Source organism: Candidatus Soleaferrea massiliensis AP7, from assembly GCF_000820765.1.
GTDB lineage: Bacteria > Bacillota > Clostridia > Oscillospirales > Ruminococcaceae > Soleaferrea > Soleaferrea massiliensis.
This window is the reverse complement of record NZ_CCYH01000036.1, coordinates 55751-69342: the sequence shown is the minus strand read 5'-3', so window position 1 is coordinate 69342 and position 13592 is coordinate 55751. Positions and strand designations below refer to the sequence as shown.

The window sequence follows — 13592 nt, the reverse complement described above, 5'->3', positions numbered from 1 at the left end:
TCTTCATTATTCTGCGATTACGACGACTGTAATGTTGTCCGTGCCGCCGGATGCGTTTGCCTTTTCAATCAGTTCATCCGCACAGTGTTCAAAGTTTTCCCTGGTTACAATCTGGGACATTTCAAAGTCATTGATGTGGTTGCTGAGTCCGTCGGTGCAGATCAGGATGATGTCGTGCTCCGAAACGGACAATTCGTTATAATCGATGTCGAGCTCGGCTTCCACCCCGACCGCCCGCGTGATGTAATGCTTCTGCGGGTGGTTCTCAGCCTGCTCGGATGTGATCTCTCCATGGTTGAGCAGATACTGCACCACCGTGTGGTCCTCTGTGATCTGCCGGTTGGCGACGTCGCCGAGAATGTAGGCACGGCTGTCGCCCGCATGCGCGATATGTAGCATGCCGTTTCGGACGATGCACACCACCACGGTTGTGCCCATGCCGGAAAGCGCCTGATCTTTTGCCGCCATGTCAAAGACCAGGCTGTTGGCCTTGTTGATGGCTGTCAGGATCAGGTTGCGGATGGAATTATCATCCATCTGAGGCTTGTAATTGCTCTGGATGCTTTCGGTGACCAGATCAACGGTCGTTTTGCTGGCGATATGCCCTGCATTTGCGCCCCCCATGCCGTCGCAGACAATTGCCCAAACGGAGTCATCGCATAGATATCCATAATTGAAGCTGTCTTCGTTGTTTGGTCTGGTTTTTCCTGTGTCAGTTGCTCCTTTCACTCTAAGCAATTCGGTTCCCTCCTTTTGTACAAAGTGTCCGCCGCCCGCCAGGGCGATACGGGTGCTGGGATGTCATTGGATTTTGCATGGTTTCGTCAGTAAAACCACCGTTGTTCTATGGTGTGTCGGCTGTTATGCCGTATAAAAGGTATCGCGGATTGATACGGATGACAGTTTTGCTTTCAGAAGACGGATGTAATTGGCAGCTTTGTTTTCATTCATTAAATGGAAAGCAGCCGCTGAATATTTTTCATTGGCAGCACGGGCCTGTTTAGCCACCGCTTTACCCAATATCTTTAAGACGGCGGCAGACGCCTTTCATCAGGAATCTGTACGGCAGTTGTCAGTCCATGCTCTGTTGACTGGAAATGAAATCCTCATGGATGCTGCTTGTCTCAGGGAAGCAGACTGGCAATATTTCGGTGTCATCAGAAGCATTTCTGTCATGTTTCGGCCCGTTCACAGCAAAGCTGACCATAGCAGAGGCTTCCGGCATTATCAGAAGCATTTCTGTCATGTTTCGGCCTGTTTACAGCGAAGCTGACCGCAGCAGAAGTTTCTCATGTCAGCAGTATCCACTTCCTTCAGCTTTCGGCCTGTTCATAGCGGAGCTGTCCGCAGGCTGCGTTGATGTCGGCCCCAAGCTCCCGGCGGATGGTTGCGTTGATCTTCTGTTTGGTCAAGACCTCCTGGAACTGCCTGATGGAAAGCTGAGAGCTTTTCCGAAATGCGGTTTCCCGGACATTGTTGACCGGAATCAAGTTGACATGGCAGTTCATGCCGCGCAGCTTCGAAGCAAGCTCCCTTGCGCAGCGTTCGCTGTCGTTGACGCCGTCGATCAGGGTGTATTCGAAGGAGATGCGCCGCCCGGTCTTGTCAAAGTAACGCCGGCAGGCATCCAGCAGCTCGTCGACCTTCCATTTCCGGTTGACCGGCATGATCCGGCTGCGGATTTCATCGTTCGGCGCGTGCAGCGAGATGGAAAGGGTCAGCCCCAGATTCAGTTCCATCAAATCATAGATGCGGTCCACCAGCCCGCAGGTTGAAAGGGATACATGCCGCAGGCTCATATTCATCCCGTCAGGGGAGGACAGCAGCTCAAGGAACCGCACCACGTTGTCGTAATTGTCGAGCGGCTCTCCGATGCCCATCAGCACCGCGTGGGAAACCCGCTCGCCGGTGTCGCGCGCGACAGCCATGATCTCGTCGAGCATTTCGCTCGGAAGCAGGTTGCGTTCCCGCCCGCGCAGCGTCGAAGCGCAGAACTTGCAGCCCATCCGGCAGCCCGCCTGGGTCGAGATGCATACGCTGTTTCCATATTTGTACCGCATCAGCACGGCCTCGATCAGCTGGCCGTCCGAAAGCTTCATCAGATATTTGGTGGTGCCGTCCAGCTTGGAAACAAGCTTTCGCTGAATTGAGACAGCGTTGATATAAAACAGTTCCTTCAGTTGTTCACGCAGATTCAGCGACAGATCGCTCATCTCATCGAAGGAGCACACCATCTTCTGATGCAGCCATTTATAGATCTGCCTGGCGCGGAAGACGGGCTGTCCCAGCTCCCCCAGCAGCACAGACAGTTCCCCCAGCGTCAGGGATTTGATATCGGTCTTCTTCAATTGCTCACCACATCTTTTCCAGACAGCAGATGAAAAAGCCGTCCGAAGCGTTTTCGTCTGGGAAGAGCGTCACCTTATAGCCGTCCGGCTTCGTTTTAAAGCGGTCCAGCTGTTCAGGCAGCTCTACGGCTTTGAAATTTCCGTTGTTCTCCAGGAATCTTGCCACGACCTCGTCGTTCTCCTTCGGGTTCAGCGCGCAGGTCGAATAGATCAGCCTGCCGCCGACCTTCAGATACTTCGCGGCGTTTTGCAGAATCTTAAACTGGATATCCGGCAGGTTTTCCAGCTGCGCCGGGTCCTTGTATTTGATCTCGGGCTTGCGGCGGATGATGCCCAGCCCGGAGCAGGGGACGTCGCACAGAACCCGGTCGAAGTCGCCCAGCTGGTTGTTCGGCACCGACGCGTCGTTGACGATGTGGTCGATGCAGTGGATATCCAGCCGGACTGCGCCGTTGCGGATCAGGTTCAGCTTGTTGCGGTAGATGTCGCAGGCAAGCAGACTGCCCTTGTCCTGCATATACTGCGCGACGGTAAAGGCCTTCCCGCCGGGCGCGGCGCACAGGTCGATAATCCGTTCTCCGGGTTTCGCATCCAGCGCGCAGCAGCAGTATTGGGAGGAGAGATCCTGGATGTGGAACTCCCCGTTCTGGAACTCCTCCAGCGCCAGGATGTCGCCGGTGCGTCCAAGTTTGACGCAGTATGGGAGATGTTCGTAAACGCTGGCCTCAATGCCTTTGTCCTGCAGCTTTTGAACGAGTTCCTCAGCCGTAGTTTTCAGGCTGTTGACCCGTGCGAAGACCGGCGGCTTGCCGATCGAGGATTCCAGCACCTGAATGGTTTTTTCCTCGCCGTAGGCTTCGGTCCACATCTCGATGAGCCACTGCGGGCAGGAATATTTGACGCTGTAGTGCAGGGATTTTGATGCATGGATGCTTGGAAGCTGCACCTTCTTTTCATCACGGATCATCGCGCGCATCACGGCGTTGATGAAGCCGGCCGCCTTGGAGCGTCCCATATTTTTCGCAAGCTGCACGCTCTCGTTCACGGCGGCGCTGTCCGGCACCGAATCCATGTAGAAGAGCTGGTAACAGCCTGAGCGCAGAATTTCCCGCACCTCCCTGGATATCTGGGAGGCGGAGACGTTCGATTTTTTTGCAATCATATAGTCAAGCGTGATCTTGCGTTCCAGAACGCCGTAAAACAGCATGGTTGCAAAGCTTTTATCCTGTGCGGACAGCTCGCTTTTCTCCAGCAGCTTGTCGATCACGATGTTGGAATATCCGCCGGTTTCATTTACTTTGATCAGAGCGTCCACGACGGTCTGGCGTGCCGATCTTGTTCTTTTTGTCTTCATCAGTTACCCCTATTCCTGTTGTTTCCAAACAATAATATCAGTCTTAAAAGCTGTGCCAGGCTGGTGATCAGCGCGGCGACATAGGTCAGCGCGGCTGCCCGCAGAACCTTTTTGGCGCCGGTCAGCTCGGAACCGGCCAGGATGTCATCCATCTCCAATGTGCGCAGCGCGCGGCTGCTGGCGTTGAATTCAACGGGCAGCGTGATGAGCTGAAAGAGCGCGACAAGGGCGAACAGAACAATGCCAATGTAGATCAGCGGCGAGTATGAAAAGATGATACCCGCAATGATCAGCGGAAACGACAGGGTGGAGCCGATATTGGTGACCGGAATGATCGCATTCCGGAATTTGAGCGGCAGATAGCTGTTGGCGTGCTGGATCGCGTGGCCGACCTCATGGGCAGCGACGCCGGCCGCGGCGACCGAGGTGCTGTCATATACCGTTTCGGACAGGCGCAGCACCTGATGGCGCGGGTCGTAGTGGTCGGTCAGGTTCCCCGCGGTCCGCTCGATGCGGACATGGTGCAGACCGTTGTCCGCAAGGATCTTCTGCGCGACGTCGGCGCCGGTCATACCGCGGGAGCTGTAGACCGTCTGGTAGCGGTGAAAGGTGCTTTTTACGCGAAACTGTGCGTACAGTGCAAGAATCATGGCTGGAATGATCAGAACAATATAGTAGATGTCCAGATAGAACCATCCAAATCTCATCAATCAAAATCCTTTCTTATCATAGATGTTTATAGGGAATGCCCGGCAGCCGGTTTGGGCCGGCGGGTATGTATAACACTATTGAGAAAACCTTTTGACAGATGCAATCTTTTTTCATGGAAATACTAAAGGATCTCACCCTTTTGTATCTGTTTTCCCCTGAGAAAGTCTTCGGTGCGCATGCGTTTGGAGCCTTCGAGCTGCACTTCAAGGAATTCAATCGCGCCGTTCTGGCAGGCGACGATGAAGCGGCGGTCGTCAAGGATTTCGCCGGGAAGGCCGTTGTGGTCCTCCAGAATCCGCGACCGGTAGATTTTCAGCAGCTTTCCGTCGAGCTTTGTATACGCAACCGGCCAGGGGGAGAGTCCGCGGATCAGGTTGTGAACCGTCCCTGCGGGCTTGTGGAAATCGATCTCCGCCATCTCCTTGTTGAGCATCGGGGCGTAGGAGGAGAGACTGTCGTCCTGCTTCTGACGCGGGGCGGTTCCCCTGCCGATCAGGGAGAGCGTCTCCTTCAGGCACTGCGCGCCGATCACCGAAAGGCGGTCGTGCAGCTCGCCGGCGGTTTCATCCGGGCCGATCGGCGTTTCACAGCTCAGAATCATGTCGCCGGTGTCCAGCCCCTCGGCCATATACATGGTCGTGACGCCGCTCACCTGCTCGCCGTTGATGACGCTCCACTGGATCGGACCCGCGCCGCGGTATTTCGGCAGCAGGGAAGCGTGTACGTTGACACATCCGTGCCGCGGGATTTCCAGAATCTCTTTGGGCAGGATCTTTCCATAGGCGACCACGACGATCACATCGGGTTCCATCCCGATCAGAACATCGCGGATTTCAAGGTTGTTTTTTAAGCTGGACGGCTGATAGACCGGAACGCCCTTTTCTGCAGCCACCACCTTGACCGGCGGCGGCGTCAGCTTGTAGCCGCGTCCCTTGGGCTTGTCGGGCTGCGTAAAGACGGCGGCGACATCATAGTCCTCCTGCAGGAGCATCTGCAGACAGGGGACCGCGAATTCAGGTGTCCCCATAAATACGATTTTCATATATCTCCCTCACATCCGTATCCCTTCGGCGAATTCTGCCGAAACATGTATGGAAAGCGGCGTTTCCTTTGCGCCGCCGTTCTCTTCAATTCAATATCAATGGCAAATCGTTGGATAAGCGTTGACGATGCACGTAAATGCGTTCTGAAATGCATCCTCTTTGCCAACTGAGCTGTGCAATTTTCGCGTGGACGATTTACTTCGAAGCGCCGCTTCTTCAAGCAGTCTCTCTGACAACTGTGCCGTTAAATGGAATAAACCGAGCACAAATTGTATCGGATTCACTTCGCAAAAGCTGCATTCCTGAAAGCGCCGTTTAACCCTCAGCCGTGTCCTCTTCGAGCATCTCTGTTGCGAGGTCGGTAAACAGCGTGCCGTTGAGATGGTCGATCTCATGGCTCAGCGCGCGGGCCAGAAGCTCCTTGCCCTTGATAGTGAAGGTGTTGCCGAACCGGTCCTGTGCCTGCACGACCACCTTCATGGGACGCTCCACCATGCCGTATTTCCCGGGAAAAGACAGACACCCTTCCGAGCCGTTCTGCTTGCCGGCGACGATGAGAACCTTCGGGTTGATAAGCTCTATGAGCCCGTCGCCCACATCGATGACGACCACCCGCCGCAGGATGCCGACCTGCGGGGCCGCCAGCCCCACGCCGTTTGCATCGTACATCGTTTCGGCCATATCCTCCAGCAGTGTCCAGAGCCGTTCATTGAACTCGGAGACCGGTTTGCTCTGTTTTCTCAAAACATCCTCGCCGAAGATGCGAATTTTCCTGATTGCCATGGTTGTTCCTCCATCTATTTATACTTGATCAGTTTAACTTGGTTTTTGCTTTTTTATGACTTTTTTTGAAAACTTTTTGCGTGCCCGTACTTTTCTGTCATAACAGTACGGCTGACGTCGAAATAAATCCCTATATTTTAGAAGATCATCTGAATCATCACCCAAATCCGCGCGGGCTGCAATACGAATGATTGGCCGTATTCAAAGCGGTGTTTGTATCCCCGAAAAAGAGATCGAAGCATACCGGCTGATATATCCATAAAACGGTTCGCCGTTCCGCGGTGGTTTTTCAATGCGGAGAGGATGGTTCCCGACAGAATGCTGGTATGTGTTTTCAGAAACAAAATCCGGCCCCCGATTCTCAGAAGCTGCCGCTGTAGTTGGTGTCGATCCACACGGTGTTCTGCTGATACAGCCGCGTACCGGATACCTGTGAAACCACATCTTTTAAGAGAGAACGGAACTGCGCCGAGTTCCTGCACTTCAAAATCAGCTTGTAACGGTATTTTCCGTTGGCACGCAGGACGGAGGATTCAATCGGCCCGTAAAGCCGCAAAGGGAGTTTTCGATAGGCGGTCTTTACCATATCCAGAAGGCTTCTCGCAAAGGTCATGGCGAGTTCACGAACCTCCTCCTGTAACGCGCCGTGAAATCCGACGACGCACAGATCACAGAACGGGGGATAGAGCAGGACCTTGCGCATCCCGATCTCGTCGCGGTAGAAGCTCTCGTAATCCTGCCGGGCCGCCAGTTCGAAGATCGGGTTTTCCGGCGCCGTGGTCTGAATGAACGCGCGTCCGGACAGGGAAGCGCGGCCGCTGCGTCCAACCACCTGCGTGAACAGCGAAAATGCCTTTTCCAGACTGCGGAAGTCGTTTGCATACAGGGAAGAATCCGCGTTCAGTACGCCGACCAGTGTACAGCGCGGGAAGTTGAGCCCCTTCGCAACCATCTGCGTGCCGATCAGGATGTCGTATTCCCCGTCGGCAAACTGCTGAAACAGCCGCTCATGCGCGTAGCGGGACATTGTCGTATCCATATCCATGCGCAGGACCCGCGCGTCGGGCAGAAGCTGATGAAGCTGCTCCTCGGCCTTCTGCGTGCCGATGCCCTGATATTTGATATACCGGCTGCCGCACTTCTCACAGTGCTGTACGACCGGCCTCACCGCGCCGCAGAGGTGGCACATCAGTTGGTTGTTCGCCATATGGTAGGTCATGGCGATGCTGCAGTTCGGGCAGGTGATCACATCTCCGCAGCTGGCACAGGTTATAAAGGTATTATAACCTCTGCGGTTTAAAAGTAAAATAGTTTGCTCCTTATTGTTTAAATTTATTCTCATTTCGTCCAATAATAACTGACTGAATTGTGTTATATTCCCATTTTTTTGCTCTTCCCGCATATCCACCAGACGCACCTGCGGCAGCATGGCGTTGTTGTACCGCTCCTCGAGCCTGAAAAGATGGTAGCGTCCCTGCTGTGCGTGGTAGAAGCTTTCGATGGATGGAGTGGCGGAGGAGAGCAGCAGCAGCGCCTTGTGATAGGCGCACCGGAACCGCGCCACCTCGCGCGCGTGGAACCGCGGATTCATCTCGGACTGGTAGGTGCCCTCCTGTTCTTCATCCATGACAATCAGCCCGATGTTCTCGAGCGGCGCGAAGACGGCGGAGCGGGTGCCGATCACAATGCTGACCTGTCCCGCCTTGATGCGCTTGAAGGTGTCCAGCCGCTCGCCCATCGACAGGGAGCTGTGAATCAGCGCGACTTCGCTGCCGAACCGGTTCAGGAACAGGCCGACCATCTGCGGCGTCAGCGAAATTTCCGGCACCATCACAATGACCTGCCGTCCAGCTTCCAGCACCTCTTCGATCAGCTTCAGGAAGACCTGCGTCTTGCCGCTTCCGGTCACGCCGTAGAGCAGCGCGGTTTCTGCCGCGTCGGCACGGCACAGCGCGCGCAGGCCTTCGAAGGCGGCCTGCTGCTCTTCATTGAGGACGGCAGGTTCATCCGGAAGCGCTTCGGCATCCTTGTAGGGGTCGCGCAGGTTTTCCTGCTGGAAATATTCGAGAACGCCCTTTTTCTCCAGCGCGTCGACCACACTGCGGGTCACGCCGGTGTAATAGGCGACCTCCTTGAGCGAAGCGCAGCCGCTGGAAGCGATGAGCTCCAGCACGCGCTGCTGCTTTTCGGTGAACCGCGCCCAGGTCAGCTCCTCAAACGCTTCGCCGCCGATGGTGGGCCGCACCATCGTGACCAGCTCGTCGCTGACCTTCTGCCTGTGGTCCTCCAGTTTTTCGATGTAACCGAGATCCAGCAGCCGCAGAATGGACTGTTCCGTTCCCGGCAGGTTCAGGGATTTGACCAGTGCGTCGTGCTCCTTGGGCGTGCGCGCCGCGCGCAGCAGTGCAAGAACCTGCCGGTCGGTTTCATCCAGAGCATCGCCGCCGGCCTTTGCGGCGGGGGAGAGCCGGTAGCGGGTGATGAATTTGACGTTGATGCCGGTTGGAACCATCAGCCGGAAGGCCTGCATATAGGTGCAGAAGCAGGTGTCCTTGAGGTATGCGGTCAGCTTCAGAAGCTCGCCGGTCACAAGCGGGGTTTCATCCAGCAGCTCAAGGATCGGCTTGAGCTTCAGGGGATGTTCCATCTCCGCGAGGGTCAGAATCAGCCCCTGCCGCTTTTGATTGCCCTTCCCGAACGGCACCACGACGCGGCAGCCCGGCTGCGCCCGCCCCTCGAATTCCTGCGGAAGCAGGTAGGAATACAGCTTGTCAAAATGATATGCGGTTTTGTCGACCGCAACCTGTACGATCCTGCATACGGCGATACCGGCCACCTCCCTTCACGGTGATGACATCTGTGTCTGCATCTGCCCAGGACGCTCCACGGCAGATGCAGGCACGGATGCGCTGTTTTTATGGTTGCAAGAAGCAGGCTTTACGTTTTCCGGTTCAGGTGCCGGCGCAGCCTGTATATTGCTTGAAAAGCGCCATCGATTCGAAAGGATGGCCGCAAAACCGTCCCCGGCGATGCTGGGCGGCCGGGGACGGGCAGGATTACTGATTCTTTTTCTGATACAGGAACAGAAGCCTGTCCAGGATGCGGTGCGCCACCTGGGTTTTGCTCATCAGCTCAAGCTCCTCGGTTTCCTCGCCGGTCAGCAGGGTGACCAGGTTGGTGTCCCCCTTGAATCCGGCGCCTTCGGCCGTCAGGTTGTTCGCCACAATCATATCGGCGTTTTTTTGGCGCAGCTTCCTGCTGGAATTTTCGATCAGGTCACGCGTCTCCATCGAGAAGCCGCAGACCACCTGGCTGTCTGATTTGCAGTGCCCGATATATGAAAGGATGTCCGGATTCTCGGCAAGCTCGATGACCCGCGCCCCCTGGGCCTTTTTGATCTTGTCTTCGGACACATGCACCGGCCGGAAATCCCCGACCGCCGCCGCCTTGACGACGATGTCGCAGCTCTGCAGCCGCGAGGTGACCGCCTCGAACATCTCCTGCGCGCTGACGACGTCCACCATCTCGACGCCGTGCGGCCGGGCAAGCACGGTCGGGCCGGATACCAGCACGACTTCGGCGCCGCGCATCCGGGCGGCTTTGGCAACCTCGTAGCCCATCTTGCCGCTGGAATGGTTGGTGATATACCGCACCGGGTCGACCGCCTCGCAGGTCGGTCCGGCCGTGACCAGGATGTGAAGCCCCTTCAGATCCTTTTCATAGGCCAGTTCGTAGAGAACCGCGTCCATGATGTCCTCAAGGCCGGCGAGCTTCCCGACGCCGACGTCGCCGCAGGCAAGCCTTCCGCTTGCGGGCTCGATGATGCGCATCCCGGCCTGCCTGAGCAGCTGCAGATTGCGCTGGGTCACCGGGTTCAGGTACATGCCGGTGTTCATCGCGGGCGCGATCAGCTTCCTGCAGGAGCAGGCAAGAAAGGTGGTGGACAGCATGTCATCCGCCAGCCCGAACGCGAGCTTTGCCATGATGTTGGCGGTCGCCGGCGCGACGACGAACAGGTCGGCCTTCTGCGCCAGCGAAACATGCTGGACATTCCACTGAAAGTTCCGGTCAAAGGTGTCGACGATGCATTTGTTGCCGGTCAGCGTTTCAAAGGTCAGCGGCGCTATGAATTCGGTGGCGTTTTCGGTCATGATGCAGTGCACGTCGGCGTGCAGCTTGACGAGGTCGCTGACAAGCTGCGCGGTTTTATAGGCGGCGATGCCGCCGGTGACGCCGACCAGGATGGTTTTGGAAGTCAGCACAGGATCGCTCCTTTCTGAAAAAGCGGAAAAGCTGCGCCGTATGACGGCTTTTTACTCTGCCGCAAAAATCCCTGTATTCGAAACATGCCCAAAGCTGTAAAGCTTTAGGCGTGAAGCATGTTTCTATTCCATCAATTTTTATATGCAAAGGGTTTACGTACCCGAAGCTGTGAAGCCGCGTGCCCATGCGGCTTTGTGCCGCCGTTTCCGCAGCCGGAGAGGTATGCGGACAACGAGATGTCGGGATGTTTCATGCCGTCCGGCAGACCGCTTCACACGGATATGGTGAGCTTACACGGCGGTATCCACAGGATCGTGGCGGTCGATCATCCGGCAGTCGCCCTCCGCGAATTCCCGGACAGCCATCTTCACAGGTTTCTCGTCCAGTTCGATGTTCTTTTCCTGCGCGTCGCCCGCAAGCTCCCTTGCGCGCTTGGCGATCGCAACCACGAGAGAATAGTAGTTTTCCCCATCCTTCAGGATTTCGGTAAGAGAAGGTCTAAGCATTGTTCAGCACCTCGTCGATAAATTTTTTCGCCCGTTTCGCGCTGCATTTCGCAGCGTCGATGATGGACTGGATATCCTCCACCGCTTTGTCGAGCTTTTCGTTGACCACGACATAATCGTACTCGCCCGCGCGGCTCATCTCATATTCCGCAACCTCCAGCCGCGCGTTGATGGTCGCCTCATCCTCGGTCTTGCGGTCGACCAGCCGGCGCATCAGCTCCTGGCGGGACGGCGGCATGATGAAGATGAACAGCGCGTCCTCGCTCTTCTCCTTGATCTGCATCGCGCCGTTGACCTCGATTTCCAGGATGACGTCCTGGCCGAGCGCGCGCGACTCCTCCACCGCTTTTTTGGGCGTGCCGTAATAGTTTCCGTTGTATTCGGCATACTCGAGCATGCCGCCGTCGTTCACGAGCGTTTTAAACTCCTTCTCAGTCAGGAAGAAGTAGTCGTCGCCGTCCACCTCGCCGGCACGCGGGGAGCGGGTGGTCGCCGATACCGAGAGCTTGATGTTCTGTGATTTCTCAAGCAGGCTGTTTAAAATCGTATCCTTTCCAACGCCGGAAGGCCCGGAAAGCACAATTAAAAGTCCTCTGTTATTCTTCATCCAGTATTTCCTCCGTTTCGTCATGTTCGACCAGCCGGTTCGCGACCGTCTCGGGCTGTACCGCGGACAGGATACAGTGATCGCTGTCGGTGATCAGCACAGCGCGGGTTCTGCGGCCGTAGGTCGCATCGATCAGGGTGCCCTTGTCGCGCGCATCCTGGATGATGCGCTTGATCGGCGCCGATTCCGGGCTGACAATGGCAACCAGGCGGTCGGCGGACACCATATTTCCAAAACCTATGTTGATCAGCTTCATAGAAACCTCCTGAATGGGGTATTATTCGATATTCTGAATCTGCTCGCGGATCTTTTCGATCTCCGCCTTGATGTTGACCACGATGTTTGCGACGCCGACGTTCTGCGCCTTGGAACCGATGGTGTTGGCCTCGCGGTTCAGCTCCTGCACCAGGAAATCGAGCTTCCGGCCGACCGGGCCGTCGCTCTCCAGAATGCCGCGAAGCTGGCCTATGTGGCTTCTGAGCCGGACGGTCTCCTCATCCACGGCGACCTTGTCCGCAAAGATGGCGGCTTCCAGCAGGATGCGCTGTTCATCGATCTGTTTCTCCTCGAGGATCTCGCACATCTTGTTGTACAGCCGGGCCTGGTAATCGGACACGGTCTGCGGCGAAAGCTGTTCGACCTGCCCGACGGCGTCCTCGATGGCGGAAAGCCTGGAGAGGATATCCGCTTTGAGCCGGCGGCCTTCCTTTTCGCGCATCGACAGGAATTTCTCGAGCGCGGCGGCGGCCGCCTGTTCGACCGCGTTCCAGATGACCTCCTCGTCCTCCGGCGCCTTGCGCACGGTAAAGACGTCCGGCAGACGTGCGACGCCGCTTAAAGAGAGGTCGTCTTCCAGACCGAATTCATCGGTCAGCGAACGCAGCGCTTCGATATACGAGCCGGTCAGCGCCCGATTGATTTCAACGTTCGCGTCGATGCCCTCGATGGTCTGGACCGTGACAAAGGCGTCCACCTTGCCGCGGGATACCTTCGCCTGTATATAGGATTTCATTTTTTCTTCCAGATAGCCATACGCGCGCGGGACCCTGCCGCTGAACTCAAAGAAGCGGTGGTTGACGGACTTGATCTCGACCGTGATGTCGCGGCCGTCGATCATGACCTGTTCCCGGCCGTATCCGGTCATGCTTTTTATCATATCTTCACCCGTTTCATTCCTTGCGGAAAATCGTTTCATCCGTCCGGATGCAATATGGACGGTTTTATCCTGCGTATATAGATTCTATTTTACTATTAAAACGGTTAATTTGTCAACTTGAAACGACATAATTCCGATAAAATCGTAAAAAACATAGGTGTGAGCGTGTGGAATTCCGCATATACCTCAATAAAACGGCGGGGATCAATCTTTGGATGGCCTCACAGGGTATGAAAGCCGAAGCGATATACAGATATGCCGCAATTTATCATGCCCGGTTTTGACAGTGCGCAGGCTTCTATCCATCGCCTTCCAGAAAAATTGTTTAAAAGACGTCCGGGATACAAAGCGGCAGACCCCAGTCATATGACGTCATACAGTTTCAATTTGATCCGAAGAAGCCCCGTCCGGGACAGCCGCATTTTTCGCCGTGCTTGCGCTCAAAATGCCGGCAGATCAAAATGGTGTCCTCGCCGATGACCTCGATGTCGCACCAGCGGATATAACAGTCCTTTTTGCGGCCGAGCAGGCCGAAGCATTTTAACCTGCCGAACACCACAAGACCGAGGACCTTGGCGGTCTGGGTGTCCACCTCCACGTCGTCCACACAGCCAAGACGGCAGCCTGTGCGGATGTTGACCACCTCTTTGCATCTTAAATCGGTTACTCTGCAGTTCACAATTGGTACCTTCCTTCCCGCAATCTATCGATGGAAGCCCAGGAAGGCTTCCGATGCTGCAATTCGTCCCGGTACCAGTATATTCCGCCGGGAGGTTGTACTAGTCGTGATTTTCCAAATTTGCAGGGGTTTTCTGAAAGCA

General features: G+C 55.8%; 14 protein-coding genes. 1 reads left to right on the top strand and 13 read right to left on the bottom strand.

Annotated elements, in window-relative coordinates; translation table 11 throughout:
* Positions 1-6 precede the first annotated feature (6 nt).
* Positions 7-729 (bottom strand): Stp1/IreP family PP2C-type Ser/Thr phosphatase, encoded by a 723-nt coding sequence (locus BN348_RS08880; protein WP_052446845.1) that lies wholly within the window; start codon positions 727-729, stop codon positions 7-9.
* Between the two features lie 199 nt (positions 730-928).
* Between BN348_RS08880 and BN348_RS13915 the strand changes: the two genes are divergently transcribed.
* Positions 929-1273 carry a hypothetical protein gene (locus tag BN348_RS13915; RefSeq protein WP_156136470.1) on the top strand — a complete coding sequence of 115 codons (345 nt, stop codon included), beginning with the start codon at positions 929-931 and terminating at the stop codon, positions 1271-1273.
* A gap of 40 nt (positions 1274-1313) precedes the next feature.
* Here the strand turns inward: BN348_RS13915 and rlmN are convergent, their stop codons facing one another.
* From rlmN to BN348_RS08820, 12 genes are all read right to left on the bottom strand, one after another.
* On the bottom strand, positions 1314-2348 hold the full coding sequence (gene rlmN / locus BN348_RS08875; protein WP_040197538.1) for a dual-specificity RNA methyltransferase RlmN: 1035 nt from the start codon (positions 2346-2348) through the stop codon (positions 1314-1316).
* Positions 2349-2352: 4 nt separating this feature from the next.
* Positions 2353-3702, bottom strand: coding sequence for a 16S rRNA (cytosine(967)-C(5))-methyltransferase RsmB (rsmB, locus tag BN348_RS08870; RefSeq protein WP_040197537.1), 1350 nt, complete (start codon positions 3700-3702; stop codon positions 2353-2355).
* The gene (locus tag BN348_RS08865) at positions 3702-4409 is read right to left on the bottom strand and encodes a zinc metallopeptidase (RefSeq protein ID WP_040197536.1); all 708 of its coding nucleotides are present in this window, start codon (positions 4407-4409) and stop codon (positions 3702-3704) included. The genes rsmB and BN348_RS08865 overlap by 1 nt, the downstream gene beginning before the upstream one ends.
* Positions 4410-4534: 125 nt before the next feature.
* The gene (gene fmt, locus BN348_RS08860) at positions 4535-5455 is read right to left on the bottom strand and encodes a methionyl-tRNA formyltransferase (RefSeq protein WP_040197535.1); all 921 of its coding nucleotides are present in this window, start codon (positions 5453-5455) and stop codon (positions 4535-4537) included.
* A 316-nt stretch (positions 5456-5771) separates the two neighbouring features.
* Positions 5772-6239, bottom strand: a complete 468-nt coding sequence (def, locus tag BN348_RS08855; protein WP_040197534.1) for a peptide deformylase — start codon at positions 6237-6239, stop codon at positions 5772-5774.
* 361 nt (positions 6240-6600) lie between these two features.
* The gene (gene priA, locus BN348_RS08850; RefSeq protein ID WP_242844332.1) at positions 6601-9075 is read right to left on the bottom strand and encodes a replication restart helicase PriA; all 2475 of its coding nucleotides are present in this window, start codon (positions 9073-9075) and stop codon (positions 6601-6603) included.
* A 220-nt stretch (positions 9076-9295) separates the two neighbouring features.
* Positions 9296-10501 carry a bifunctional phosphopantothenoylcysteine decarboxylase/phosphopantothenate--cysteine ligase CoaBC gene (gene coaBC, locus BN348_RS08845; RefSeq protein ID WP_040197533.1) on the bottom strand — a complete coding sequence of 402 codons (1206 nt, stop codon included), beginning with the start codon at positions 10499-10501 and terminating at the stop codon, positions 9296-9298.
* Between the two features lie 291 nt (positions 10502-10792).
* Positions 10793-11008, bottom strand: coding sequence for a DNA-directed RNA polymerase subunit omega (gene rpoZ, locus BN348_RS08840; protein WP_040197532.1), 216 nt, complete (start codon positions 11006-11008; stop codon positions 10793-10795).
* On the bottom strand, positions 11001-11615 hold the full coding sequence (gmk, locus tag BN348_RS08835) for a guanylate kinase (RefSeq protein WP_040197531.1): 615 nt from the start codon (positions 11613-11615) through the stop codon (positions 11001-11003). Before gmk ends, rpoZ begins: the two co-directional genes overlap by 8 nt.
* On the bottom strand, positions 11605-11871 hold the full coding sequence (remA, locus tag BN348_RS08830) for an extracellular matrix/biofilm regulator RemA (protein ID WP_040197530.1): 267 nt from the start codon (positions 11869-11871) through the stop codon (positions 11605-11607). Before remA ends, gmk begins: the two co-directional genes overlap by 11 nt.
* Before the next feature lie 21 nt (positions 11872-11892).
* Complete coding sequence (locus BN348_RS08825; protein WP_040197529.1) at positions 11893-12771, bottom strand: YicC/YloC family endoribonuclease; 879 nt, start codon at positions 12769-12771, stop codon at positions 11893-11895.
* 382 nt (positions 12772-13153) lie between these two features.
* Positions 13154-13450, bottom strand: a complete 297-nt coding sequence (locus BN348_RS08820) for a YlmC/YmxH family sporulation protein (protein ID WP_242844331.1) — start codon at positions 13448-13450, stop codon at positions 13154-13156.
* Positions 13451-13592: the final 142 nt, after the last annotated feature.

Bases quoted from the DNA above. Each gene is read 5' to 3' on its own strand.
- remA (WP_040197530.1), bottom strand. From the start codon at position 11,871: ATGAAGCTGATCAACATAGGTTTTGGAAATATGGTGTCCGCCGACCGC.
- rpoZ (WP_040197532.1), bottom strand. From the start codon at position 11,008: ATGCTTAGACCTTCTCTTACCGAAATCCTGAAGGATGGGGAAAACTAC.
- rsmB (WP_040197537.1), bottom strand. From the start codon at position 3,702: ATGAAGACAAAAAGAACAAGATCGGCACGCCAGACCGTCGTGGACGCT.
- BN348_RS08825 (WP_040197529.1), bottom strand. From the start codon at position 12,771: ATGATAAAAAGCATGACCGGATACGGCCGGGAACAGGTCATGATCGAC.
- BN348_RS08865 (WP_040197536.1), bottom strand. From the start codon at position 4,409: ATGAGATTTGGATGGTTCTATCTGGACATCTACTATATTGTTCTGATC.
- def (WP_040197534.1), bottom strand. From the start codon at position 6,239: ATGGCAATCAGGAAAATTCGCATCTTCGGCGAGGATGTTTTGAGAAAA.
- fmt (WP_040197535.1), bottom strand. From the start codon at position 5,455: ATGAAAATCGTATTTATGGGGACACCTGAATTCGCGGTCCCCTGTCTG.
- gmk (WP_040197531.1), bottom strand. From the start codon at position 11,615: ATGAAGAATAACAGAGGACTTTTAATTGTGCTTTCCGGGCCTTCCGGC.